The organism is Streptomyces amritsarensis, assembly GCF_001953875.1.
Classification (GTDB): domain Bacteria; phylum Actinomycetota; class Actinomycetes; order Streptomycetales; family Streptomycetaceae; genus Streptomyces; species Streptomyces amritsarensis.
On record NZ_MQUR01000069.1, the window covers coordinates 19,442 to 44,770 of the forward strand.

At 74.7% G+C, this 25,329-nt stretch carries 20 protein-coding genes and 1 pseudogene; 10 read left to right on the forward strand and 11 right to left on the reverse strand.

The window, feature by feature from the left end; translation table 11 throughout:
• Nucleotides 1-466 precede the first annotated feature (466 nt).
• A pseudogene (locus AVW11_RS39125) lies at nt 467-1,744 on the reverse strand (DUF6777 domain-containing protein); the annotation flags it as partial.
• 92 nt (nt 1,745-1,836) lie between these two features.
• Between AVW11_RS39125 and AVW11_RS25120 the strand changes: the two are divergent.
• Nucleotides 1,837-3,120, forward strand: a complete 1,284-nt coding sequence (locus tag AVW11_RS25120) for a streptophobe family protein (RefSeq protein ID WP_076046064.1) — start codon at nt 1,837-1,839, stop codon at nt 3,118-3,120.
• Between the two features lie 73 nt (nt 3,121-3,193).
• Here AVW11_RS25120 and AVW11_RS25125 read toward each other — a convergent pair whose 3' ends face one another.
• Together AVW11_RS25125 and AVW11_RS25130 are read right to left on the reverse strand one after the other, a co-directional pair.
• A complete protein-coding gene (locus AVW11_RS25125) occupies nt 3,194-3,859 on the reverse strand; it encodes an SH3 domain-containing protein (RefSeq protein WP_076046066.1) in 666 nt (221 codons plus the stop codon).
• A 5-nt stretch (nt 3,860-3,864) separates the two neighbouring features.
• On the reverse strand, nt 3,865-6,243 hold the full coding sequence (locus tag AVW11_RS25130; RefSeq protein WP_060180317.1) for an FHA domain-containing protein: 2,379 nt from the start codon (nt 6,241-6,243) through the stop codon (nt 3,865-3,867).
• Nucleotides 6,244-6,423: 180 nt separating this feature from the next.
• Between AVW11_RS25130 and AVW11_RS25135 the strand changes: the two genes are divergently transcribed.
• The 5 genes from AVW11_RS25135 to AVW11_RS25155 all read left to right on the forward strand — a co-directional run bounded on the left by AVW11_RS25135 (nt 6,424) and on the right by AVW11_RS25155 (nt 11,666).
• Entirely contained in the window at nt 6,424-7,470 is a 1,047-nt protein-coding gene (locus AVW11_RS25135; protein WP_076046068.1) for a cation diffusion facilitator family transporter, read from the forward strand.
• Nucleotides 7,471-7,500: 30 nt separating this feature from the next.
• The gene (locus tag AVW11_RS25140; protein WP_030848901.1) at nt 7,501-7,968 is read left to right on the forward strand and encodes an NUDIX hydrolase; all 468 of its coding nucleotides are present in this window, start codon (nt 7,501-7,503) and stop codon (nt 7,966-7,968) included.
• A 48-nt stretch (nt 7,969-8,016) separates the two neighbouring features.
• The gene (locus AVW11_RS25145) at nt 8,017-9,267 is read left to right on the forward strand and encodes a Tm-1-like ATP-binding domain-containing protein (RefSeq protein WP_076046070.1); all 1,251 of its coding nucleotides are present in this window, start codon (nt 8,017-8,019) and stop codon (nt 9,265-9,267) included.
• A 150-nt stretch (nt 9,268-9,417) separates the two neighbouring features.
• Nucleotides 9,418-11,043, forward strand: coding sequence for a serine/threonine-protein kinase (locus AVW11_RS25150; protein WP_076046072.1), 1,626 nt, complete (start codon nt 9,418-9,420; stop codon nt 11,041-11,043).
• Complete coding sequence (locus AVW11_RS25155; protein ID WP_076046074.1) at nt 11,040-11,666, forward strand: hypothetical protein; 627 nt, start codon at nt 11,040-11,042, stop codon at nt 11,664-11,666. The genes AVW11_RS25150 and AVW11_RS25155 overlap by 4 nt, the downstream gene beginning before the upstream one ends.
• A 195-nt stretch (nt 11,667-11,861) precedes the next feature.
• Here the strand turns inward: AVW11_RS25155 and AVW11_RS25160 are convergent, their stop codons facing one another.
• The gene (locus tag AVW11_RS25160) at nt 11,862-13,151 is read right to left on the reverse strand and encodes an ATP-binding protein (RefSeq protein WP_076046076.1); all 1,290 of its coding nucleotides are present in this window, start codon (nt 13,149-13,151) and stop codon (nt 11,862-11,864) included.
• A gap of 160 nt (nt 13,152-13,311) precedes the next feature.
• Here AVW11_RS25160 and AVW11_RS25165 point away from each other — a divergent pair, with 160 nt between their 5' ends.
• Together AVW11_RS25165 and AVW11_RS25170 are read left to right on the forward strand one after the other, a co-directional pair.
• Entirely contained in the window at nt 13,312-14,766 is a 1,455-nt protein-coding gene (locus tag AVW11_RS25165; protein WP_076046078.1) for a glycosyltransferase family 39 protein, read from the forward strand.
• A gap of 165 nt (nt 14,767-14,931) precedes the next feature.
• Nucleotides 14,932-15,708 (forward strand): trypsin-like serine peptidase, encoded by a 777-nt coding sequence (locus AVW11_RS25170; protein WP_037833514.1) that lies wholly within the window; start codon nt 14,932-14,934, stop codon nt 15,706-15,708.
• Between the two features lie 108 nt (nt 15,709-15,816).
• Here AVW11_RS25170 and AVW11_RS25175 read toward each other — a convergent pair whose 3' ends face one another.
• The 6 genes from AVW11_RS25175 to AVW11_RS25200 all read right to left on the reverse strand — a co-directional run bounded on the left by AVW11_RS25175 (nt 15,817) and on the right by AVW11_RS25200 (nt 21,796).
• Nucleotides 15,817-17,025: an acyltransferase family protein gene (locus AVW11_RS25175; protein ID WP_079250780.1), complete on the reverse strand. Its 1,209-nt coding sequence runs from the start codon at nt 17,023-17,025 to the stop codon at nt 15,817-15,819.
• A 103-nt stretch (nt 17,026-17,128) separates the two neighbouring features.
• Nucleotides 17,129-17,629 (reverse strand): NUDIX hydrolase, encoded by a 501-nt coding sequence (locus tag AVW11_RS25180; protein ID WP_060180322.1) that lies wholly within the window; start codon nt 17,627-17,629, stop codon nt 17,129-17,131.
• 34 nt (nt 17,630-17,663) lie between these two features.
• The gene (lnt, locus tag AVW11_RS25185) at nt 17,664-19,307 is read right to left on the reverse strand and encodes an apolipoprotein N-acyltransferase (protein WP_076046080.1); all 1,644 of its coding nucleotides are present in this window, start codon (nt 19,305-19,307) and stop codon (nt 17,664-17,666) included.
• Nucleotides 19,308-19,368: 61 nt separating this feature from the next.
• A complete protein-coding gene (locus AVW11_RS25190) occupies nt 19,369-19,884 on the reverse strand; it encodes a hypothetical protein (RefSeq protein WP_030848930.1) in 516 nt (171 codons plus the stop codon).
• A 127-nt stretch (nt 19,885-20,011) separates the two neighbouring features.
• Nucleotides 20,012-20,596 carry a dihydrofolate reductase family protein gene (locus AVW11_RS25195; protein ID WP_076046082.1) on the reverse strand — a complete coding sequence of 195 codons (585 nt, stop codon included), beginning with the start codon at nt 20,594-20,596 and terminating at the stop codon, nt 20,012-20,014.
• Between the two features lie 114 nt (nt 20,597-20,710).
• A complete protein-coding gene (locus AVW11_RS25200) occupies nt 20,711-21,796 on the reverse strand; it encodes an FAD-dependent oxidoreductase (protein WP_079250781.1) in 1,086 nt (361 codons plus the stop codon).
• Between the two features lie 80 nt (nt 21,797-21,876).
• On the opposite strand from AVW11_RS25200, the gene AVW11_RS36760 reads away from it, so the two are divergent.
• Nucleotides 21,877-22,467: a TetR/AcrR family transcriptional regulator gene (locus AVW11_RS36760; RefSeq protein WP_076046084.1), complete on the forward strand. Its 591-nt coding sequence runs from the start codon at nt 21,877-21,879 to the stop codon at nt 22,465-22,467.
• Entirely contained in the window at nt 22,464-23,396 is a 933-nt protein-coding gene (locus tag AVW11_RS36765) for an ADP-ribosylglycohydrolase family protein (RefSeq protein ID WP_060180325.1), read from the forward strand. The genes AVW11_RS36760 and AVW11_RS36765 overlap by 4 nt, the downstream gene beginning before the upstream one ends.
• Here the strand turns inward: AVW11_RS36765 and AVW11_RS25215 are convergent.
• Entirely contained in the window at nt 23,366-24,979 is a 1,614-nt protein-coding gene (locus AVW11_RS25215) for an ATP-binding cassette domain-containing protein (RefSeq protein WP_076046086.1), read from the reverse strand. The genes AVW11_RS36765 and AVW11_RS25215 overlap by 31 nt on opposite strands.
• Nucleotides 24,980-25,329: the final 350 nt, after the last annotated feature.

Genomic DNA, 25,329 nt, shown 5'->3' on the forward strand with positions numbered 1-25,329 from the left:
CTCGGCGCGGCGGTGGGCGCGACGGGGGAGGCACTCACCCGCCGCGCCCGGAGCTGACCGGCTACCGGTTCCCGCCGTTTCCGCCGTCTCCGCCGTTTCCGCCCCCGTCCTCGCGGGGCTGGTCCGCCGGCGGCGGACCATCGGGCTGCGGCGCCACCGGTGACTGCGGGGCCGGAGGCCTGCCCGGCAGGGAAGGCGTGCGGTCGGTCGGCGGCGGGGTCCGCGACGGCAGCGGGGGCGTGCGGTCGGTCGGCTGGGGCGAACGCGCCTCAGAGCGCGACGGCGACGGCTTGGTCGAGGGCGATGCCGCCGGGGACCCCGAGGGGGAACCCGACGGCGTCGGCGGTTCCGACGGTGACCCCGAAGGGGGCTTGGACGGGGTGGGCGACCCCGAGGCCGTCGGTGTGGGTGAGCCCGACGCGGACGGCGTCGGCGAGGGCTTCGGCGAGACCGACGGGGATCCGGAGGGCGACTTCGACGGGGTCGGCGAACCCGAGGGCGACTTCGACGGGGACGGCGAACCCGAGGGCGTCGGCGAACCCGAGGGCGTCTTCGACGGGGACGGCGAACCCGAGGGCGTCGGCGAACCCGAGGGCGTCTTCGACGGGGACTTCGACGGCGACTGCGACCCCGTGTGCGTGGGGGACTTCGACGGGGACTTCGACCCCGTGGGCGTGGGCGACTTCGACGGCGACCCGGTCGGCGGCGTCGGCCCGGTGCGCGTCGGCGTGACCGGGCTCGGCGTGGTCGGCGGCGTCGGGACCACGGGCGGCGGGATCGGCCGGTCGGGCTTCCTCTCCTGTTGGTAGCCCTTGTCGCGCTCGAACCAGTGCCGGTTCTGGTGGTCGTAGATCACGATCTTCTTCACGGGCTGGACGGCCGGCGCGATGACGACCACCTTCGCCGGCTGGTACGAGGGCCACGTCTGCCCGTAGCGCTTCGGCGCGGCCTTGAGCGGTACCGGCGGACCGAGCGGGTTCCCGCACGCGCAGCGCACCCGGGGCACGCCCCGGTCGTCCACGAGCACGGCCGTCCCGGCCTGCAGCACGGCCTGGTAGCTGGTGACCTTGCCGTTCTGGAAGCCGTGGTTCGTGACCCGGGTGTCCAGCCGCAGCTGCACCGGGGTCAGTGACCGCAGGTACGCGGGCACCGCCGCCGGCCGGATGCCGAGCGTCGTCGCGAAGGCCTCGTTCGTGGCGGGCTCCGCGGCCAGTACCCTGATCTGCTTCTCGACGTCGCAGCTCGCCACGTCCTGGGTGCCCCCGTACACGCCCGGGGCGGAGCCGCTGACGCTCCTGGTGCCCGTGGCGGCGCCCTGGGTGGTGGGTGCGGCGCCGGGCTCGGTCGGGGACGGCGCCGGGCTCTCCGGCGGCGGCGCGTCCTCCTTCACGACGGTGGACTCGGTGAAGGGGTCCGGGCCTGCCGCGGCAGCCGGCTGGAGGAACACCTCGGCCCCGGCGCTCGGGGGGCCGCCGGGCCGGGTGAGCACCACCGCCAGGGCCACGGCCGCCACCACCGCGACGAGCGCGGTGGCGAGCCGTGGAACGGACCGCCACCAAGGACCCTTGCCCCGCCCCGGACCGCCGGGGCCTGCCGGACCACCGGCCGGACCACCGGGCGGCCCGGTCGGCGGCCCGGTAGGCGGCGGGGGCGGAGGCACCTGCTGCCCGCCCGACAGCGGCCCGGAAGGCGGCCCGGTAGGTCGCTCTGACGACGGCTGCCTGCCGGAGGGATGTGTGCTCACGGGCTCTTCTTCCCAGGAGGAGGAGTTCCCATCGGACCATTGTGTGCGCCATCCGGGTGGTGCCCGCAAGCCGGGAGTGCCACGGTTGCAGGGTGAGCCAGACATCGGGAACGGCATCGTCCGGGGGCTCCGCGAGGGCTTGGCGCGACGCCCTCGTCAGCGTCGTGGCCGGCTTCGCGGCGATGATCGCGGTCGCCGCGGCCGGGCTGGCGTGCGCGGGCGCGGGCGACCTTCCGGAGGGGGCGTTCCCCCGGGTGCTCGCCGCGGTCGTCGTGATGGCGGCCGGCGGCACGGTGGAGGTGTCCGGCGACGCCGGTCTGCTGGCCGGCGTCGACGCGAGCCTGTCGGTGCTCCCGCTCTCGGTGAGCCTGGCGGGCGCCCTCGCGGCCGGCTGGTGCTTCCTGCGCCCGCTGCACAACCGGGCCGTCGCCGGCCCCCGGGAACTCCTCGGCCGGGCCGTCCCGCTGGTCGTGCTGTGGCTGCTCGCCCTGACCGGGGCGGCGGCCGTGGCCCGACAGGATTTCGGCATCTCCACCGGCGACTCCGCGCTCGGGGTGATCGGCGAACTCCTCGACGCCGAGCCGAAGGTGGGCTTCCGCGCCGATGTGCCCGCCACCCTCCTGCTCGGACTGGTGTGGATCCTGGGCCTGTTGCTGATCGCGCTGCTGGTGTCCCGGCGCGCGCCGCTCCCGGCGGGACTGGTCCGCTTCCACACGGCGGTACGCCCGGCCGCCTTCGCCACGACTCTGCTGCTCCTCGCCTACGTGGTGATCGGCGTCGTCGTCGGCCTGGTGGTGGCCGCGACCCAGGGGCACGCCGGCCGGACCCTCGCCGTGGTCCTGCTCGGGCTGCCGAACCTCGTCTGGATCGCGCTCACCCTGGGCTTCGGCGGCGCCTGGGAGGCCCGGGTCGAAGGGGCCTTCGGGCTGCCGGTGCCGCGGTTGCTGGACGAGGTGCTGCGCGACGCCGACGGGGCCCCGGTGGACGTGGCGACGCTCGCCGCGCGGGATCCGCGGGCGTGGTGGCTGGTGGTGGCGGCCGCGGTCCTGCTGCTGGGCACGGGCGTGCTGGCGGCCGTACGGTCCCCCGCGCACGTCCGGCCCTGGCAGCACGCGCTCCACCTGGGCGCGGCCCTCGCGCTGGCCACCCTGGCGGTCTGCCTGCTGGCCCGGATCCACGCCGTGTACGGGCTGTCCCTGCTGGGCATCGGCGATGTGGACGCCCTCGGCGGGCAGGTCCTGCTGGACCCCGTGCTGTGGCGGACGGTCGGCCTCGGCCTGCTCTGGGGTGCGGTGGCCGGCTTCCTCGGCGGCGTCCTGGCCCGCCCGCTGCACCGCCGCGGGCGGGTCGACGAGCCCGCCGCGAAGCGCGGCTGAAGCCGGCACCCTCCTTCCGGCTCACTCCGGGCCGGCTCACTCCGGGCCGGCTCACTCCGGTTCGGGGGCCGGTTCACTCCAGTTCGGGGTCGTGCGTGTCCACGATGCGGGTCGGGGTGGCCCGGTCGGCGCCGCCCGCCTCGGGGCCGGCGGGCGGCGCGTCCGGCCCCGCGCCCGCCCTGCCGGCGTCGTCCGGGCCCGCCTGGGGGGACCCGTGCCCGGGTGCGGTCCCGAGGGCATCGGTCACCGCGTAGGTCGCGAGGCGGGTCCCGTCGCCGTACATCCACCGTCCGGAGGACTCGTCGTAGAGCCAGACCGACTCGCCGTCGACGACGACGCCCACCCGCAGCCCGCGCAGGGACCGCCGGAAGGCGTCGGTGTCGGCCCGGCCGGAGGCGAGCTCGTCCACGGCGTGCCGGTAGCGCTCCAGGGCGTGGGCGCCGCGCTCCAGCAGCGGCCTCGGGTCCTCGGCGCGTACGGACGGCCGCTCGCCCGCGGTCGGCGGCGGCTGCGGGACCGCGACGAGGAGCCGCCCGTCGACCCAGGCGCTCCATCCGTTGGCGCACAGGATCTCCCCCCACTCCCCGCGCCGCGACAGCAGTTGCACGGGCAGGAAGGCGTCCAGGGAAGCGGTCGGCCGGGAGACGTCGGGCGCCTCCCAGGCGGAGAGCCCCGGCGGCGGCACCACGTGGGTGGGCCGGAAGTCCGCCACGGCGATCCCGGGATCCATCGAGCTCATGAGGCCTACTTCCGCATGATCACGGGCTCGTGCCGGCGCAGCAGCCTCGCGACCAGCAGCCCGAACAGGACGGACAGGACCACCAGCATGCCCAGGTTCAGCAGCCACACCGCGGGACGGTGGGCGAACAGCGGGTCGTCGGTGAGCGCGCCGGGCACGATCGCGCCGAGGTCGATGGTGCCGGCCATGGCGCCCAGGGCCCAGCGCGAGGGGACCAGCCAGGCCAGCTGCCCGATGACGGGCACGCCGTCCAGTTCCAGCAGGGCGCCGCAGAAGACCACCTGCACGATGGCGAGGAGGACCAGCAGCGGCATGGTGACCTCCTCCTTGCGGACCAGCGCGGAGACCAGCAGGCCGAGCATCATGGCACTGAACGCCAGGAGGGCCACCGCGATGGTGATCTCCACGAGGGGGTCCAGGAGCACGCCGTGGCCGCCCGGTGCGTTCAGGTCCACGCCGTACAGCGCCACCAGGGTCAGCACCACCGCCTGGGTGACCGTGACGGCGCCCAGCACCACCACCTTGGACATGAGGTAGGCGGAGCGGGAGAGCCCCACCGCCCGTTCCCTCCGGTAGATGACCCGTTCCTTGACCAGTTCGCGCACGGCGTTCGCGGCGCCGGTCAGGACGCCTCCGACGGACAGGATGAGCAGGGCGTTGATCGCGGTCTCCTGGGTGAGCCTGCTGCCGGCCAGGGCGCGGGCCATGGCGCCCATGACGAACGGCAGCGCGATCATGATGGCGAGGAAGGTCCGGTCCGCGGCGAGCGCCGCCGCGTAGCGCCGTACGAGGGTGGACAGCTGGGAGCCCCAGCTCTGCGCCTTGGGCGGCGGGGGGACGGAGTCGGGCGCGGCGGCGGCCCCGGCGGCCGCCGGGTACTCGCCGTACCAGGGCTGGCGGGCCGCGCCGAGGACGTACGTGCGGTGGGCGGCCGAGGCCGCGTACTCCGCGGCCCAGTCGCGGCCGCGCTGGTTCTCGAAGGCCTCGAAGGCCTCGGGCCACTGGGAGAAGCCGAAGAACTTGAGGGTCTGGGCGGGCGGCCCGTAGTAGGCGATGCGTCCGCCCGGGGCGAGGACCAGCAGGCGGTCGCACACGTCGAGGCTGAGGACGCTGTGGGTGACCACGATGACGGTGCGGCCGTCGTCGGCGAGGCCGCGCAGCATGTGCATCACCGAGCGGTCCATGCCCGGGTCGAGGCCGGAGGTGGGCTCGTCCAGGAAGAGCAGGGAGGGTTTGGTGAGGAGCTCCAGGGCGACGGACACCCGTTTGCGCTGACCGCCGGAGAGGCTGTGGATGGGCTGGTCGGCGCGCTGTTCGAGGCCGAGTTCGCCGATCACCTCGTCCACCCGCCGCCGGCGTTCGGCCTTCGCGGTGTCCTGCGGGAAGCGCAGCTCGGCGGCGTACAGGAGGGCGCGCCGGACGGTGAGCTGGGAGTGGAGGATGTCGTCCTGGGGCACGAGGCCGATGCGGCTGCGCAGTTCGGCGTAGTCGCGGTAGAGGTCGCGGCCGTCGTAGAGGACGGTCCCGTGGTCGGCCGGTCGCAGGCCGGTGAGGGCGCCGAGCAGGGTGGACTTGCCGGCTCCGCTGGGGCCGATGACGGCGAGCAGGCATTTGGCGCCCACGGGGAAGGACACCTGGTCGAGGAGGGTCTTGCGGCCTCGGTCGACGGCGACGGTGAGGCCTTGGACGTCGAGGGTTACCTCGCCCGTGTCCTCGTACTCCTGGAGCCGGTCGCCGACGAGGCAGAAGGCCAGGTGGCCGATGCCGACGATGTCGCCCTCGGTGAGGGGGGCCGTGCCCGTGACGGGGGCGCCGTTGAGGTAGGTGCCGTTGTGGCTGCCGAGGTCGGCGATCTCGTAGCCGCCGCCGGCGAGGGCCCGCAGTTCGGCGTGCCGGCGCGACACGTCGAGCTCGTCGATGACGAGGTCGTTGTCGGTGGCGCGGCCGATGCGCACGGTGGTGCGGGCGGGCAGCGGGAGTACGGCGCTGGGCTGTCGGAAGGTGGTGGTCATCGACGGGTCGGCGACCCCGGACGGCCGTCCTCCGGCCGCCTCGGGGGCGGGGCCGGGAGCGAGGAGGACGGCCCGGGGGCCGTCCTGGGCGTCGCCGAAGCGCAGTTCGCTGCCGGCGCCGACGCTCCACTCGTGGACGCGGTGGCCGTCGGCCCAGGTGCCGTTGGTGCTGTCCTCGTCCTCGACCGTCCAGTGGTCGCCGTCGGGGCGCAGGACCGCGTGGTGCCAGGAGACGCGGCCGTCCTCGAAGCAGACCTCGCAGAGCGGGTCCCTGCCGACGCGGTAGGTCCGGCCCGGGCTCATCGGTGTGGAGCCCGTGGCGGTTTCCAGGACGAGCTCGGGCGCGGTCGGCACACCGGGGCGCTGGACCATGAGCAGATTTTCCCACGATCGCACCGGCCCGGCAGCGGTCCATTGAAAGCGCAGGTCAGGGGCCTCTTATAGGGAATGACAACGGTCCCCGTTGCAGCCTTTGCCCATCTCGCCGGGGTGCGCTTCACTTCACGCGACGGGAACCGAACACACGGCTGCCGCGACGAGACGGGGGATGCCATGACGGGGCACGACCACGGGCACGACGACCACGGGCACGGGCACAGCCACGGCCACGGCCACGACGGCCACGGCCACGGGCCCGGGGGCCACAGCCACGGTGTGGCGGCCGACGCCGACCGCCGCTGGCTGGCCGTCGCGCTCGGCCTGATCGGCGGGTTCATGGCCGTCGAGGTGGTCATCGGCGTCATGGCGCACTCGCTGGCCCTGATCTCCGACGCGGCCCACATGCTGACGGACGCCGTCTCGATCGTCCTGGCACTGATCGCGATGCGGCTTGCGGCCCGCCCGGCCCGCGGCGGTTTCACCTACGGCCTCAAGCGGGCGGAGATACTCTCCGCCCAGGCCAACGGCCTGACGCTGCTCCTCCTGGCGGTGTGGCTGGCGTACGAGGCGGTGCGCAGGCTGATGGACCCGCCGCCGGTGGAAGGCGGGCTGGTCCTGGTGACGGCGCTCGCCGGCATCGTCGTCAACGTGGCCGCCGCCTGGTGCATATCGCGGGCGAACCGGTCCTCGCTGGCGGTCGAGGGCGCCTACCAGCACGTCCTGAACGACCTGTTCGCCTTCATAGGGACGGCCGTCGCCGGTCTGATCGTCATGACGACCGGGTTCCGGCAGGCCGACGCGATCGCCACGCTCGTGGTCGTGGTGCTGATGGTCAGGGCGGGGTACGGGCTGGTCCGCGACTCCGGGCGGATCTTCCTGGAGGCCGCGCCGGCCCACGTGGACCCCGACGCGGTCGGCGACCGGCTCGTCGGGCACCCGCCGGTCACCGAGGTGCACGACCTGCACATCTGGACGATCACCTCGGGGCAGGCCGCGCTCTCCGCGCACGTGCTGGTGGAACCGGCGGGCGACTGCCACGCCGTACGCCGGGAGCTGGAGCAGCTGCTGGAGAAGGAGTACGGGATCACGCACACCACCCTCCAGGTGGACCACGTGCAGGACGCCCTCCTCTCGGTCGGACGGCACGGCGAGGCCCCGTTCGACCCGCACTGCGCGGACGCGCACGGACCGGTCCACCGGGAGGGACCGCACGACCACTGACCGGCGCCGGTACGGGGCATGTATGGGCCCATGACGTACAAGCGCAGCGCCGGACTGCTCCTCTTCCGGCGGACGGAGCCCGGGATCGAGGTCCTGCTCGGGCACATGGGCGGCCCGCTGTGGTCGGGGCGGACCTCCGGTGACTGGGCCATCCCCAAGGGGGAGTACGGGCCGGAGGAGACACCGCGTGACGCGGCCCGCCGGGAGTTCACCGAGGAGATCGGCCTGCCCCCGCCGGAGGGCGAGTACCTGCCGCTGGGCGAGGTAAGGCTCTCCAGCGGGAAGCTGGTCACGATCTGGGCGGTGGAGGCGGACCTCGATCCGGCGCTCATGGTGCCGGGGACCTTCACCCTGGAGTGGCCCCCGCATTCGGGGAACGAACAGGAGTTCCCCGAGCTGGACCGGGTGGCCTGGTGCACTCCCGAGATGGCTCAAAGCATGCTGATCCCCTCGCAACTTCCCTTCCTGGAGCGACTGTTGGTGCTGCTGAAGGCTTGACCAGAGCTCGTACTTGCCAAGGTCCGCGGCTGCCTGGACATTGCACGTATGACGAACGTCGTGCTGGTGGGAACCCTGGACACCAAGGGTGTGGAGTACGGCTGGCTGCGCGAGAGGCTGCTGCGCGCCGGCGTCGAAGTGGTACTGGTCGACACAGGAATCATGGGCGAACCCCGGGTGGCCGCGGACGTGTCGCGCGCCGCGGTGGCCCGGGCCGCGGGAACCGAACTGTCCCTTCTGCGCTCGGCCGCCGACCGGGGCGCGGCCGTGACCACGATGGCCCGGGGCGCCGAGGCGACGCTGCTGCGCCTGCACGCCGAGGGCCGGCTGCACGGCGTGCTCGCGATCGGCGGCAGCGGCGGCACCTCCATCGCCACCCGGGCGATGCGCGCCCTGCCGCTGGGCGTCCCCAAACTGATGGTCTCGTCCATGGCGTCCGGGGACACCGCCCCGTACGTCGGCTCCTCGGACATCACGATGATGTACAGCGTCGTGGACATCGCGGGGATCAACAGCGTCTCCGCGCCGATCCTGGCGAACGCCGTGGCCGCCATCGCCGGGATGGCCGGATCCTTCGCCCGCGCCTCGGCGGAACACCCGCCGCGGCTGGGGGCGGGCCCCCGTCCGCTGGTCGCGGCGAGCATGGCGGGCGTGACCACGTCCGGGGTGGACGCGGCGCGCGAGCGGCTGACCGAGCTCGGCTACGAGGTGCTCGTCTTCCACGTGAGCGGTACCGGAGGCCGCACGCTGGAGACCCTCGCCGCCCAGGGGATCTTCGCCGGAGTCCTCGACCTGACGCTCAGCGAGCTCGCCGACGACCTGTGCGGGGGCATCCTGACCGCGGGCCCCGACCGGCTCAGCGCGGCCGGGCAGGCCGGGGTGCCGCAGGTGGTGAGCCTGGGCGCGCTGGACATGGTGAAGTTCGGCCCGCTGGAGTCGCTGCCCCAGCGGGTCCTGGACCGGGGCGTCCACGTGCACAACCCGTCGATCACGGTGATCCGTACGAGCGAGGCCGAGTGCGCGGAGCTCGGCCGCCGGGTCGCCGCCAAACTCCGCGCGGCGACCGGGCCCACGGCCGTCTGCGTCCCGCTCCGTGGACTGTCCACGCTCGGCGCGCCGGGCGGCCCGTACCATGACCCCCGCGCGGACCGGGCGTTGTTCTCGGCGCTGCGCGAGGGCTTGCGCGGCAGCGCCGCGCGGCTCTACGACTACGACACGCACATCAACGACCCGGCTTTCGGGCGGGCGGCCGCGGACCGGCTGCACGCCATGATCGCCGCGGTGCCGGCCGCGGCCTGAGACACCGGCCGCGGCGGGAACCAGCCGTGGCGCACACCACGTCCCAAGGGGAGTCCGGTCCGGGCCGGCCGGTGAGCGGCCGGCCCGGACCGGCCGCTGACATGGACGATTCGGCGCCACACGGCAGGCAGCAGGCAGGGGGCAGGAACGATGGACGACACGCGGGCGGCATGGTCGGTCCCCGGTTACACGGAGGTCCGCGAGCTCGGCTCGGGCGGCAGCGGCCGGGTGGTGCTCGCCGTCCACGACGCCACGGGCACGGCGGTCGCCGTCAAGTACCTCAGCGACCGGCTGCGCGAGGACCCCGCCTTCGTGGGGGAGTTCCGGGCCGAGGCCCGGCTCCTCGGCGGGCTGGAATCCCCGTACGTGGTGCGCCTGTACGAGTACGTGGAGGCGCCCGGCGGCGCGGCCATCGTGATGGAGCTGGTCGACGGCATCTCCCTGCGCGCGCTGCTGAAGCAGTCCGGACGCGCCGACGCCGAGGCGGCGCTGGTGGTCCTGAAGGGGTCCCTGCTCGGCCTGGCGTCGGCGCACCGGGCGGGTGTGGTCCACCGCGACTACAAGCCGGAGAACGTGCTGGTCGCGGCCGACGGCTCGTCGAAACTGGTGGACTTCGGGATCGCGGCGAACCGCGGCAGTACGCCCGGTGTCGCCGGCACCCCCGCCTACATGGCGCCCGAGCAGTGGCAGGGCCGGCCGGCGTCGCCCGCCGCCGACGTGTACGCGGCGACGGCGACCTTCTTCGAGTGCCTCACCGGGCGCAAGCCGTATGACGGGGAGAACTTCGCGGAGCTCGCGGTCCAGCACATCGAGGCCCCGGTGCCGGAGACCGAGGCCCCGGAGCCCGTACGTCCGCTGATCAGGCGCGGCCTCGCCAAGGCGCCCGAGCAGCGGCCGGAGAACGCCGAGGCGTTCGTGGCCGAGCTGGAGGACGTGGCGCTGGCCGCGTACGGGCCCGAATGGGAGGAGCGCGGGCAGCGCAAGCTGGCGGCGCTGGCCGCGCTGCTGCCGCTGCTGTTCCCGTCGGCGGGCGCGCCTGCGGCGGGCACCACCGCGGTGGCCACGACGAAGCTGGACGGCGGATCGGGCTGGGCTCCGGGCCGGCGCGGCTGGATCGCGGCGGGGGCGTCCCTGATCCTGGGGGCGGTCCTGGTGTTCACGACGGACGCGATCGGCGCGGCTCCGGGCGGGGCGTCGGCGCTGAGTGCCTTCGCCACGACGAGTGCGACCCCTGCCGGGTCGGCCTCCCCCACGCCCGATGCTTCCGCTTCGGCTTCCGCTTCGCCGTCGCCGAGTCCGAGCGCCTCGGCCTCGCCGAGTCCTTCGCCGTCCGCGTCCGCCTCCCCGTCGGAGTCGGTCTGGCCGTCACCGTCGCCGAGCCCCACCACCCCGACGCCGACGCCGACGGTGAGCCGGTCTCCGACGCCGAGCCCCACGCCGACGCTGCCCCTGCGGGTCACGAACGTCGCCGTGTCCCTCAAGACGAGCGTGTACCGGGGGGACGCGGCCATCACGGTCTCCTCCCAGGGCACCGGGCCGGTGACCGTGGTGGTGGAGTGGTTCCTGGGCGGCTCTCAGGGATCCTTCTCGGTGCCCGACGGCACCGAGTCGTTCACGGTCCAGGCCGGCTCGACCGTCACCGCGACCAGGCAGCACACCTTCAGCCGCGACCGCGGCTGCTACGGCGGGGTCCGGGTGACGACCAACCCGGCCGCCGGCAACAAGTCCGCTTCTGCCTCGCAGTACCTGCCGCGCTGCGTGGAGGTACCACGATGAGCGATTCCCGCGCCCCCGAGGGCGACGACTACAGCGCGACCGTCCTCGGGAGCCACTGGTTCAGCGGCCCGCCCGCGCCGGCCGGTCCGGTGGAACCCGACCGCGTCGAAGGGTCCGTGCTCCGCTTCGGGCCAGGGGTCACCGCCGCCATGCCCGCGCCGTTCCCGCTGGACGCGGCCGTTGCGGTGGCCGCCGCGCCCCGTCGGCGGCGGGGTGCCGGACTGCGCCGGTACGCGCTCGCCGCGGTCGTGCTGGCCGCGGTCCTCGCCTACCTCGGATGGCAGCGGTTCGGTCCGGGGATCGAGGTCCGCGACGTGGCCGTGAGCACCGACCCGGCCGGCCCGGGGTGCGACGCGACCGCCGACGTGGTGGCCGTCGTGGGCACCGACGGCCGGCCGGGGACGCTCACCTACCGCTGGGTCCGCAGTGACGGCACCAAGTCCGAGGAGCTGACCGAGCGGGTCCCGCGCGGGCAGCGCGAAGCCCGACTGCACCTGCTGTGGACGTTCCAGGGCACGGGCAACTACCAGGCGAAGGCCGAGCTCCAGCTGCTGTCGCCGGCGCAGCGCACGGCGTCCGTGAACTTCACCTACCGCTGCTCCCGCCAGCGGGGAGCCGGATGACGGCCCGTCCGCCGTCAAGGTCCACCCGGGGGCGGGCCGGGGCGCCGCCATCCTCGTCGTCGCGCATGGGCAGGACGCTCTGAAGCCGACCCGGCCGTTGCCGACCCGGCCGTTGCCGACCCGCCCGCCCGGCCCCTGGCGGGGGGCCGGGCACCGGCGTTGGTCCCGTCCCCCGCCGCAACCGGGGGACGGAGTTCAAAAGCGCGCGTGCGCGGTGATGTCCGCCTCGAACTCGCCCGTCATCGCCGGGGTCACCGTCGGCCGGCACTGGTGGACGGCCTCCAGGTAGTCCTGCGTGGTCGCGCCGAGCTGCGCGGCCGCCGCGCCGCGTGCGCCCACCGCCTCCAGGTCCCGTTCGAAGGACACCTGTGCCGCGATCCGCGCCGCGTGCTCGATGTCGGCCGGGGTGAACAGCTCGGTCGCCGCGACCAGGGCGCTCACGTCGACATCGGCGCGGCCCGCCGTGTAGCGGGCCCAGATCGCGGCGCGGGCCCCGGCGTCGGGGGTGCCGATCGGGATGAGGTAGTCGAAGCGGCCGGGCCGCAGGAAGGCCGGGTCGAGGGAGCGGATGGAGTTGGTGGCGCAGACGAGTAGCCTCTCGTCGCCCTCCCGGAAGCCGGGTATCAGCTTCAGCAGCTCGTTCGTGACGCCGTGGATGCCGCCGGGCTGGGCGGGCTCGGTGCGCACCGGGGCGATCTCCTCCACCTCGTCGATGAAGACGAGGACGCGCTCCAGTTCCGCGATCCGGGCGAAGGCGTCGCGCAGCGCCGCGGCCAGGTTGCCCTCGTCGGCGAGGCGCGAGGGCAGCAGTTCCACGAAGGGCCAGCCGAGCCGGGAGGCGATGGCCCGGGCGAAGGTGGTCTTCCCGGTGCCGGGCGGGCCGAAGAGGGTGATGGCGCGCGGCGGTCGCACTCCGTGCGCGGCGGCCCGCTCGGGCTCGGCGAGCGGCAGCACCACACGCCGCTCGATGAGGTCCTTCTCCTTCTCCATGCCGGCGACCTTCGACCACAGGCCGTTCGGCAGGAAGCGGCCGCCGAGGTCGTCGAGGAGGCCGGCGGCCGGTCCGTGGAGCGGCTCGGTCTTCTCGAAGTAGGCGACGGCGGGCTGCCGGGTGTAGCCGGCGTTGAGGAGGCCCTCGCCGAGCAGGTCCTCCTCGGGCAGGACGTAGGCGATGCGGCCGACACGGGCGGCGATGAGCCGTCGTTCCAGCTCGACGAGGAGGGCGCTGGCCAGGCCCCGGCCGCGCCAGCCGGCGGCGATCGCGATGCGCATGACCCAGGCGCGTTCCCCGGTGACGCAGGCGAGGGCCGCGCCGATCGGGACGCCCTGGTGGACGGCGACGACGCAGGGCTGCCGGCCGGTCAGTGCACTGATGCACTCGGCGAGCGAGAAGACGGACTCCTGGCCGAGTTCGGCCGTGGTGTCGATCAGGTGGACCACCGCTGCGAGATCGCTCTCGCGGTAGTCGTGGATGAGCCAGTTCACCGGGTACCGCCCCTCGTTCGTACTCCTTGCGGCGAGGCTAGGGGCGGGTGGGCCCGGCGATCTCGCTCCGCGGTGCACAACAGGCGGTCGGGAAACCCTCCGTGGCGTCCATAGACTGTGGTTTCCGCCCGAACGCCAGACCGAGGAACCCAGCACCTTCATGCGTTGCCACATACCCGCGGCCCGACGCGGGCCCCTCCTCTGTCTCGTGCCGTTCCTGTGGACCCTGGCGCTCGGCCTGTGGGGGCTCTCGCGGCAGGACAGCGTGTGGCGCGACGAGGCGGCGACCTGGCAGGTGGCCGGGCGGCCGGCGGGCGAGATCTGGCGGATGCTCGGGAACGTCGACGCCGTCCACGGGCTCTACTACCTGCTGATGCACGGCCTCTTCGAGGTGTTCGGGACGAGTACGACGACCCTGCGGATGCCCTCCGTGCTGGCGGTCGCGTGCGCCGCGGTGTGCGTGGCCCTGATCGGGCGGCGTGTGGCGGGCTTCTGGGCGGGCCTCGGGGGCGCCCTGGCGCTCGGCCTGCTGCCGGCCGTGCAGTTCTACCTCCAGGAGGGCAGGCCCTACGCGCTGGTCGCGGCCGGGGCCGGGCTGTCGGCCCTGCTGCTGGTGTCGCTCCTCCAGGACCGGTCCGGGCGGCGGACGTGGCCGCGCTGGACGGCGTACGGGGCGGTCGTGCTGGTGTGCGCGCTCCTGAACTGGCTCTCGCTGCTGGCCTTGCCCGCGCACGCGGCGACCCTGTGGTGGGTGCGGGCGGGGCGCGGGGTGTGGCTGCGCTGGGCGGCGTACGGATCCGGGGCGGTGGCGGGGGCGCTGCCGCTGATCCTGTTCAGCCGGGGCCAGTCCGACCAGGTGTCCTGGATACCGCCGTTGACCTGGCACATGCTGATCGGCCCGGGGATCCTGCTGGCGATCGGCGCGCTGGGGGCGTGGGCGGACCGGCCGGACCGGTCCCGGGTCTCGGCGGCGGCGGTGGGGCTGCCGCTGCTGGCGGTGCCCCAGCTCGGGCTGATCGCCCTGTCGCTGGTCCAGCCGCTGTTCCTGGACCGGTACGTGCTGTTCGCCATGGTGGGTCTGGCGCTGCTGATCGGCGCGGCCCTGGGGGCTGCCGTACGGGCCTGCGCACCCCGGTTCCCGAAGGCGTCGGCCCTGCTGGTGCCGGGGGCGGTCGGTGTCTCGGTGCTGGCCCTGCTGCCGGTGGAGCTGGGCAGGCGGGCCCCGGCCAGCCGGGTCGACGACGTGCTGGCGGTGGCCGGCGAGGTGGCCCGGCTCAAGCGGGACGGGGACGCGGTGCTGTTCGTGCCGGCCGCGCGGCGGGACACGGCGCTGGTCTCCCCCGGCGCCTTCACGGGCCTGACGGACCTGGCGCTGGCCGAGAGCCCGGTGGCCTCGGCGACCCTCAAGGGCGAGGAGGCGCAGCCGGCCCGTATCCGGGAGGCGCTGCTGGAGCAGCGGCGGGTGCTGCTGGTGACGGACTCGGCGAAGGTCGCGAAGGCTCCTTCCGCGGAGCGGGACAAGGCGAAGGCGGAGGTGCTGCGGGAGCGGTTCACGGTGGTGGAGGACCGGCAGGTGCGGGGGCGCCGGGTGACGGTGTACGAGCGCCGGGGGTGACCCCCTGCGGCCTCGCGCCGCCCGGGCGTGTCGTCCGGCACTGTGCCGTTCGGGACGGTCTCGTCCGGGCATGGCCGGGGTTTCACACCGGGTTCACGGGATTCACAGCGGATTCATACGGAACTCCGCCCTCCGGTCATAGGTTCGGCGGGCAGGGTGGCAGGCATGATCCACGACGTGCTCCCCCGAACGGCCCGGCGCTCCCGTGCGCGGCGGGCATCACGGATCCTCCTCGCGCTGACCGCGACGGCCGCGCTGCTCGGCGTGGACGCACCCGACACCGTGGCCGGACCGCCGCTGGGGGTCACCGCGTGGGCCCCGCCCGGCGCCGCCGCCGACCGGGTCGGCGCGCTGTTCGCGCAGGGGCTGGACGGCGGGCACTTCTGCACCGCGGCCGTGGTGCGCAGCGACGACCGCGACGTGATCGCGACCGCCGCGCACTGCCTGGAGAGCCCGGACACGACCGTCTTCGCGCCGGGATACCGGGACGGGAGGGCTCCGTACGGGCTGTGGCGGCTGACCGGCGTGTACGTGGCCCCGGAGTGGACCGAGGGGCAGGACCCGGACGCCGACATCGCCTTCGCGACGGTGGCCCCGGTGGACGGCGGGCGGACCGGCCGCGTCGAGGACCTCGTGGGCGGCTTCCCGGTCGCGGCCGAGCAGCCCGCCGGGGCCAGGGTGACGGTCATCGGCTATCCGCGGACGCTGGAGGCCCCGCTGCGCTGCGCCAACAGCACCGGCCTGCTCTCGCCGACCCAGCGCCGGATCGGCTGCCCCGACCTCAGCGGCGGCACCAGCGGCAGCCCCTGGCTGGTGGACGGCGCCCTGGCCGGCGTGCTCGGCGGCCACGAGGGCGGGGGGACCGTGCCGGAGATCTCCTACAGCGCGGTGATGGGCGACCGGGCGGTGGAGCTGTACCGGCGGGCCGCGGTCGACGGCTGAGGCAGGTTTCGACCGGACCTGCGTGCCGGCCGTACCCGCCGTGCTGCCGTACCTGCCGTTGCTGCCGTTGCTGCCGTGCCTGCCGTTGCTGCCGTGCCTGCCGTGCTTTCAGGAGCGGCCGGCCGGGACGCGTTCCGCCTCCCGGGCGGAGGGCTGGGCGGGGATCCGGCCCAGCGGGGCCCGGCGCGGGGTCCCGCAGCGAATGTCCTGCACCCCGCGCCGCAGGCCGTCACACAGCAGTCGGCCCAGCGGGCGTTCGACGAGCCGGTGGACCAGCCAGGCGAGGACCACCATGAGGGCGGTCACGCCGATCACCAGCGGCACGGGCGCGATGTCGCGGCGGAAGTGGTGGATGAGGGTCAGCCCGGCCATCATGTGGATCAGGTAGAGCGGGTAGGTGAGGGCTCCGGCGTGCCGGAGCCAGGGCCACCGGACGCGGTCGAGGGCGCCGAGGGCGACGGCCGCCATGACGGCGAATCCGAGCACGATGACGGCGTGGGCCGGCCAGGCGGGCGTCTGCTCGGTGGCCTTGCGGCCGAGGCTGGAGATCATGCGGGCGTGCACGTGGTGCTGCGCCAGGAGGAACTGCACGCCGACCACCGCCCACAGGACGGCGTTCGGCCGGAAGCGGCGCATCAGGTGGAAGGCGATGCCGGCGATGAAGTAGGGGGACGCGGACGGCACCGCGAAGAAGGACAGCAGGCCGTTGTCGGCGCTCGGGGCCACGACGCCGGCCAGGGTCCAGACACCGCAGAAGAGCACGCAGTTGCGGTAGGTCACGCCGCTCATGACGACGGCGGCGAACAGCACGTAGAACTTGAGCTCGACGAACAGCGTCCAGTACGCGTCGTCCAGGTGGGGGACGCCGATCCCGCCCTGGAGCATCGAGAGGTTCACCACGACGTCGCTGAACGACTCGACCCTGCGCACCTCGGGCCACGTGAACAGCACGAGTGAGGTGAAGGCCACGGCCGCCCAGTAGGCGGGGAAGAGCCGGGAGACCCGGGAGACCGCGAAGTCGCCCACGGTGCGGCCCCAGGCGCTCATGCAGATCACGAAGCCGCTGACCAGGAAGAAGATCTCGACGCCGAGCCAGCCGTAGACCGCCAGTGCGTGAGCGGCCGGGAAGACGTCCTCGGCTGGCTTCCCCCAGGCGCTGTCCAGGGCCGCGTAGTGGTAGAAGAGCACGGAGAGCGCGGCGAGGACCCGGACGGCGTCGAGGGCCGCGAGGCGCGGGCCCGGTGCTCCGGCGGGCGGTGCCGCGGCGCTCGCGCGCCCGCCCGCCCTCGGTATCCCTGCCGTTCCTCCCGGGCTCATCCCTCGATCGCTCCCCGCATACGTGACGGCCCGATGAACTCCGTCGGGTCAGCGGAACCATACAGGCCGCCCGCCGGGGGTCCGTCCGGGGCGGCGGTCGTGCTCATCGCAGGGCGGCCTGGTCGGCGGTCTCGGCGGGGACCTCGAACCAGGTGGCTTCGTCGCGCAGGGCCCGGTGGATCCGGTCCAGGGCGAAGGGCTCCAGCGGAGGCAGCGCGTCCACACCGAACCAGGCCACCTCGAGGGACTCGTGGTCGTTGGCCCGCGCCTCGCCGCCGGTGGCGCGGCAGCGGAAGGTGATGTCCTGGAACTGGCAGACATCGCCGTTGGGGTAGGTGATGGGTTCGAGCATCTGGACGAGGACCACACGCTCGGGCACGCAGCGTACGGCCGTCTCCTCGTACACCTCGCGCACGGCGGTCTCGGCGGGCTGCTCACCCGGCTCGGCGATGCCGCCGACCACGGACCAGCGCCCGGTGTCGGAGCGCCGGCCGAGCAGGACCCTGCCCAGGTCGTCGACGACGATGGCCGTGACCCCGGGCAGGAGGAGCAGCTGGTGGCCGGCGGACTCACGGATGCGCCGGATGAAATCAGGTGTGGTCATCCCCCGACCCTACGAGGCGGTGGGCCGGTCCGTCTCAGGCGGCGCGGCGGGCGCGGATGCGGCGGGCGGCGAGTACGCCGAGCCCGCCCGCGGCGAGCAGCACCAGGACGTACTCGGGGAGCGGCCCGAGCACGGTGGCGGGGGTGCGGCTCGAGCGCAGCGGGATCTCGGCGACGAGCGCGTCCGCGGTGAACATCTTCGTCTCCGAGACGATCCGGCCGTCGGGTCGGATGACGGCGCTGACCCCGCTGGTGACGGGGACGAGGACGGTGCGGCTGTGCTCGACGGCGCGGACCCGGTCCATGGCGAGCTGCTGGTAGGTCATCTGTGTGCGGCCGAAGGTGGCGTTGTTGCTCGGTACGGCGATCACCTGGGCGCCGTCCTGGACGGTGGAGCGGACGGCGTCGTCGAAGGCGGCCTCGAAGCAGGTGACCATGCCGACGCCGCTGCCGGCCATGTCGAAGACGCCGGGGTCCTTGCCGGGGCCGAAGTCGCGGCGCACCCGGTCCACGTCGGAGCTGAAGAGCCGGACGAAGGAGCGCATCGGGATGCGCTCGCCGAAGGGCTGGATCTTGCGCTTGTCGTAGGTCGCGGTGGGGCCCGCGACGGGGTCCCAGAGGATCATCGTGTTGCGCAGCGGGCCCGTCTCGGGGGCGACGACCGCGCCGATGGCCACGGGCACGCCGATGGCCTTGACGGCCTTGTCGATGACGGCGTGGGCGTCGGGTTCGGCGTACGGGTCGAGGTCGGAGGAGTTCTCGGGCCAGACGACGAAGTCGGGCGCGGGGACCCGGCCGGCTTTGACGTCCTCGGCGAGCTGGATGGTGCGCTTGGCGTGGTTGTCGAGGACGGCGCGGCGCTGGGAGTTGAAGTCGAGGCCGAGGCGGGGCACGTTGCCCTGGATGACGGCGGCCACGACGGTGCCGTCCTCGGCCGCGTCGGAGACCAGGGGGCGGGCGGCGAGGGCGGTGGCGACGGGGGCGGCGACGGTGAGCGCGGTCAGCGCGGCGGTGGTGCGGCCGGGGTGGCGGCGGGCGACGCGCAGGGCTTCGTAGAGGCCGAATCCGCAGAGGGCGACGCCGAAGGAGAGCAGGGGTGTGCCGCCGAGGGCGGCGAGCGGGGTGAAGACGCCGTCGGCCTGTCCGAAGGCGAGCTTGCCCCAGGGGAACCCGCCGAACGGCGCCCGGGCGCGCAGTGCCTCTCCCGCGACCCAGACGGCGGCGGCGAACAGCGGCCAGGCCGGGAGCCGGCTGACGAGGGCGATGCCGAGGCCGGTCAGGCCGATGAAGAGGGCTTCGAGGGAGGCCAGGGCCAGCCAGGGCACGGGGCCGACCTCCTCACCGGTCCACACCAGGAGCGGCAGCAGGTAGCCGAGGCCTGCGAGGGTGCCGAGCCCGAAGCCCGCGCGCGGACGGCGGCCGTGGAGGCAGCCGGCGAGCAGGGCGAGGGCGAGCGGGGCCAGCCACCACAGGGGGCGGGGCGGGAAGCTGAGGTAGAGCAGCACGCCGGACAGCGCGGCGAGCCCGCAGCGGACCAGGCGGGCGCCGCTGCGTCGCGGCGCGGCCGTCGCGGCGGGGCCGACGGGGGGCGTCGCGGAGGGCGTCCTGGGCTCGGCCGGTCCGTCGGCGGGCCGCGAGGGCTCGTTCGAGGCGGCCTCGCGCGTCACACTGCTGCTCATCTGGCGGAGTGTACGTCCCCGTGCCGTCGGATCCGGTAAGCGCCTCGGTTCGCCGGCGGTCTCATCCGGCGTGGGTGTGCAGGTGGGCGCGGATGACGCGGACGGCGTTCTCGGCGTCGTCGACGGTCACCGTGAAGAGCTGGCCGTCGACCAGCCTCAGCTCGATGCCCTCGCCGCCCCGGACGATCACCGCTGTGCCCTTCTCGGGGCGCCAGCGGCAGCCCCAGCCGCCCCAGTTCTGCGGGGTGATTCGGGGCAGGAACTCGGCCGCGGCCACGTCCGCGAGCTCGATCCTGCGGCGCGGGAGCCCGATGTGGCCGCAGCGCACCACCAGGGCCTGGGCGTCGACGGTGACGGCGACGTGCACGAAGGCGACCGTGCCGTAGACCATGAGCAGCCCGGCGGCGAGGCAGCCGGTCACCGCCATGAGGAGCGGGACGAAGCCGGAGGTCCACGCGTTGTCGACGGCCAGCTCGATGCCGAGCGCCACGCAGGCCGCACCGGCCGCCGCGAGCAGCCACTGGAAGGGGTTGGTGGCCCGGCCCGTCCAGAGCGGACCAGGGGGGTGACCCGTCATACCCAGCAGCGTACCCACGTTCCGCAAGGACACCAGCGCCGCCCGCCCGAACGCCCGAACGCCCGGCCGGGCGCCTCCGACCTCACAGGCTCCGGCCTCACAGGCTCCGACCTCACAGGCTCCGACCTCACAGGGGCGATACACCTGGCCGGCGCGCCACGCGGTAGCGGAGGTGGACGACCTTCGAGGCGAAGGTGCGGGTCTCGACGAGTTCGAGGTCCACCCGGCGGCCGTGGTGGGGGAAGAAGGGGATGCCCCCGCCGACCAGGACCGGGTGGACCACGACCCGGTACTCGTCGATCAGGTCCAGTGCGGCGGCCTCGGCGGCGAGCGTCGCGCCGCCGATCGCGATGTCGCCGTCCCCCGGCTCGGCCCGCCACCGCTCGATCTCCTCGGCCAGGCTGCCGGAGGCCAGCCGGGCGTTGCCCTGCACCGCCGCCAGGGTCGTGGAGAACACCACCTTCGGGAGCGGATTCCAGACCGAGATCCATTCGAGTGACGCGGCGTCGAGCGAGGGGTCCTGTTCGGCGGTCTCCCAGTACAGCATCGTCTCGTACAGCCGCCGCCCCAACAGGTGGACGCCGAGCTCGCGGGTCTCGTCGATCCAGAAGCGGAAGACCTCGTCGAGGGGCTCCGTCCAGTCGAAGCCGCCGTCCGGTCCGACGATGAAGCCGTCGAGCGATACACCCATGGCGTAGGTCACGCGTCGCATCAGGAGTCCTCCCTCGGTGAGGATCCGACACTACGGCCGCCGGTCGCCGCGGAGATCGCCGCGACGCGCGCGAGCCGCGGCCGGGGGCCGCGCCCGGGGCCTCAGCCGGGGGCCTCAGCCGGGGAGCACGCGCAGGAGCGCGTCCCGCATCGCGGGGCGGCGGGCGGTCATGAACCGGTGCAGGTTCCGGGAGGCGAAGGCGACGCGCTGGGCGCGGCGGCGGCGCTCGGCGTCGTACGCGCGAAGGGCTGCGGGCAGCCCTTCGGGCCGGGCGGCGGCGACGGCACGGGTGAGGGCCTCGGCGTCGAGCAGGGCGGTGCAGGCGCCCTGTCCGAGGTTGGGTGTCATGGCGTGGGCGGCGTCGCCGACGAGGGCGACCCGGCCGCCTGCGACGAAGCGGGGCAGCGTGGGGTGGAGGTGGCGCATCTCGTACCGGATCCACGTCGCCGGGTCGGTCGCGGCCAGGACGCGCGGGACGGGGTCGTGCCAGTCGGCGAAGGCTTCCCGTACCTCGCGTGCGGTGGTGGCGGCGGGCACGGTGGCGTACCAGTTGGTGCGGCCGGGCTCCACGGGGGTCATGCCGAAGAAGCTGCCCGCGCCCCAGGTCTCGCCGTACAGCCCGGTCTCGAATCCGGCGATGCCGATCCAGGCGGCGGTGCCGATCGGGCGGGGGCCGCTGCGGCTGCCGAAGTAAGCCGTGCGCACCGCGCTGTTGATGCCGTCCGCGCCGACGAGCAGGTCGGCGTCGAGTGCGCCGGGGTCCGTCAGGGGACTCCCGTACACGATCTGCGTACCGCCGAGCCGGTCGAGCTCGGCCAGCAGTGCCTCGATCAGGTACGGCCGGGATATGAGCAGTTCCGGTCGGCCCGCCCTGCGCTCGATCCGCTCGAGCGGGAGGGCCGCCAGGACCGTGCCGTCGGGGCGCCGGATGCGGGCGTCCCGGTACGGGACGGCGCGCGCCCGCAGCGCGTCGCCGAGGCCGAGGCGGTCGAGCGCGGTCTGCGCGGTCGGGTGGATGCCGAAGGCCGTTCCGTAGCGTTCGAGGGCGGCCCGGCGCTCCAAAACGGTCACCGTCCAGCCCGCCCGGCGCAGGCCGACGGCGGTGGCGAGCCCGCCGATCCCGGCACCGGCCACGACGGCCGTGCCCCTCCGGCGCCCGCTCGGAGCACCCGTCTTCCCGTACGTGGTCCCGCCGCTCATGACTCACCCCTCCGCCCACACCGACCACTACAAGCGTGGTACTACATCCGTGGTACCACGATTGTGGTTATGCTGGCAACGTGAATCAGGACCGGAGGGACCGGCTGCGGGACGCGGCCATCACCGTGCTGGCGGAGTCGGGCGGGCGGGGGCTGACCCACCGGGCCGTCGACGCGGCCGCCGCCGTGCCGACGGGCACGGCCAAGAACTACTTCCCCACGCGGGACGCACTGCTGCGAGCGGTGGCCGGGCGCTGCGTGGAGCAGTACCGGGCGCTCGCCGCGTCCCTGGCGGGGGCCGGACCGGGGCCCGCCGACGCCGAGCAGCTCGCCGCGCTGCTCGCCGGGCTGCTGCGGGACGTGGCGGGGCCCGGGCGCACCCGCGTCCTGGCCTACCTGGAGCTCCAGACCGAGGGGGCGCGCCGGCCGTGGCTGGCCGCACTGCTGGACCCGATCGCGGCGGGGGACTTCGCCGCGCACGGGCACCTGCTGCGCACGGCCGGGCTGCTGGGCGGACCGGAGCGGGCCCGGGCCCTGACCCTCGCCCTGCACGGCGCCGTCCCCCACCTGCTCACCGGCACCCCGGCCACCCTGGCCGCCGCCGGCCTGGACGACCTGGACCGGTTCACCCGCGGCCTGCTGGCCTCCGTGTGCGCGCAGGAGGCACGGTGACCGCGCCCACCCGGCTCGACCGGGCCGTGGGAGCCGTGCTCGGGTCGGCTGCGGGGGACGCGCTGGGCGCGCCGTACGAGTTCGGGCCGGCAGGGCAGTTGAGCGCGCAGGGCCGGGAGATGCGCGGGGGCGGCGGCTGGGATCCGGGCGAGGCGACGGACGACACGCAGATGGCCGTCCTGGTCGCCGAGTCGCTGCTGGAGCACGGCGGCCTCGAACTCCCCGACGTCTTCGCCCGGTTCCAGCGGTGGGCGGCCGGGGACCCGAAGGACATCGGCCTGCAGACGCAGGACGTGCTCACCAACGGCGAGCCCTGGGACCTCGCTGCGGCCCTGCACTTCCAGGTCAACGCCCGGGCGGCCGGCAACGGCTCCCTGATGCGGGCGGCCGGCTCGGCCGTGTACTTCTCGGCCGCCGGGCGGGAGGCGACCATGGACGCCGCGCGGCGGATCGCGGCGCTGACCCACGGCGACCGGGCAGCGTGGGAGGGGACCGCGATCCTGCACGAGCTCGTCCGCGTCGCCCTGGACGGCGCCGATCCGCTCGCGGCGGTCCCGTCCGTGCTCGACGCGGTGCACCCGGACCACCGCGAGCGGTACGGCCGGGTGCTCGCCCCCGACTGGCACCCGGGCCTGGCCACCGAGTTCAACGGGGCGGTGTGGCCCTGCCTCGGCTCGGCGGTGTGGGCGCTGCGGACCACGACCGGGTTCGCGGAGGCCGTTCGGGCCGCCGTGGACCTCGGCGGGGACACGGACACGGTGGCCGCGGTGACGGGCGCCCTGGCCGGCGCGCGGTACGGGCAGGGCGCGGTGCCCGCGCACTGGTCGGCCGCGCTCCACGTGCCGCTGCCCGGCTTCGGCGAGCGGGTCCTGGACGCGGACGACCTGCGCGCCCTGGCTCAGCGTCTCGCGGCGGCCGGCTCCCGCTGAAGTTCCAGGCGGCGGCCGCGGAAGCCCGCGCGCAGCCGCCGGTCGTGCGTGACCACCACCAGGGTGCCGCCGAAGTGGGCCAGGGCCGCCTCCAGTTCCTCCACCACGGCCGGGGCGAGGTGGTTCGTCGGTTCGTCCAGCAGGAGCAGGTCCAGGGGCCGCGCCACCAGCCGGGCCAGCTCGAGCTTCCGGCGCTGCCCGGCCGAGAGGGTGCGTACCGGCCGGGCGAGGTCGGCCGGGTTCAGCAGGCCGAGCCCGGCGACGAACCGGTCGGCGTGCTCCGGCCCGAACAGCTCTACGGCGGAGCGCCGTTCGGCCGCCCAGGGGTCGTCCTGCCGCAGCAGCCCTACGCGTGCCGGGGTCCGTACGACGCCCTGCACGGGCGGCAGTTCGCCGGCGAGCAGATGCAACAGGGTGGATTTTCCTGCGCCGTTGGGTCCGGTGACCAGCAGCCTTTCCCCCGGCGCGAGTTCCAGTGTGACCGGTTCGAGCCGGCCCGGCACCGCCGCGCCGGCCAGTTCCACGGCCCCGGCGGCGCCTTCGGTGAACCGCCCGGTGAAGGTGAGCGGCCGCGGGGGCGGCGGGACCGGGTTCTCGGTCAGCCGGTGCAGGCGTTCGCGGGCGGTGCGGATGCGGCTCGCGGCGCCGTGGGTGCGCGACCGGGCGCGGAAGGCGCCGGCTCCGCTGAAGCCGCGCGGCAGCTTGCGCGGGATCGCCGCGAACCGCCCGATGTTGGTGTCCGCGAGCCGCTCGGCGCTGCGCACCTCCTCGCGCCACTCCTCGTAATCCCTTTCCCGGCGGGCCCGTTCGGCGGCGCGGCCGGCCAGGAAACCGCCGTAGCCGTTGCCGAAGCGGCGTACCGTGCGGCGGTCCGCGTCGACCTCCAGGACGGCGGTCGTGACCCGGTCGAGGAAGAGCCGGTCGTGGGTGACGGCCACGAGGGTTCCGCGGCGGGCCCGCAGGTGCTCCTCCAGCCAGGCGACGGCCTCGTCGTCGAGGTCGTTGGTCGGCTCGTCGAGCAGGAGCAGTTCCGGCTCGGCCGCGAGGGCGGCGGCGAGGGCGAGCCGGGAGCGCTGGCCGCCGGACAGCGTGCCGAGCCGGCGGTCGGGGTCGATGTCGGTGCGTTCGCCGAGACGGCGCAGGGTGGTGGCGACCCGTCGGCGGGCGTCGCGGCCGCCGCGCGCCTCGTAGGCGGCGAGGAGGTCCCCGTAGGCGGCGAGTTCCTCGGGCCCGGCCCGGTGCAGGAGGGCTTCGGCGGCGCGGATCCGGTGTTCGAGGGCGCACAGGTCGGCGAGGGCGAGGTCGACGGCCTCGCCGACGCGGGCGTCCGGGGGGAGGTCGAGGGTCTGCGCGAGGTGCCCCGTGCCGCCGGGGGCGGTGACGGTGACCTCGCCGTGGTCGGGGTGCTCCCGTCCGGCGAGGAGCCGGAGCAGGGTGGACTTGCCGGAGCCGTTGTCACCGACGACACCGACCCGCTCGCCGGGCCGGACCGTGCAGCTGACGCGGTCCAGGACGACGCGGGTGTCGTAGCTCTTGGTGACCTCGGACAGGACGATCTGGGTGGAGGCGAGTGGAGCGCGCAAGGGCGGTTCCTTCCGAAGAGGATCAGGGAGACGAGACGGTCCGTCTTGTCATAGGTAGAAACCTAACCCACGTCCGGGCGTTGCGCAAGACGGTTCGTCTCGTCGGCTGGGTGGGCGTGCATGCGGGCCGCCCGGCGGGGGTTCGGCGGCGCGGACTCCGCGCCCTGGGCCCGCCCCGCCGGGGGCCACGACCGGCGTCGCCGGGCGGGCGGGCCCGGCACGCCGCAGCCGGGCGGAGCGGGCGCGGCACGCCGGAGCGGGCGCGGCACGCCGCGGCTCCGGCGGCTGCCCGTCGGCTTCGCCCGCCCCGCGGAAGGCGTGGGCGGGCGGGTGGTCCGAGGGAACGGGGG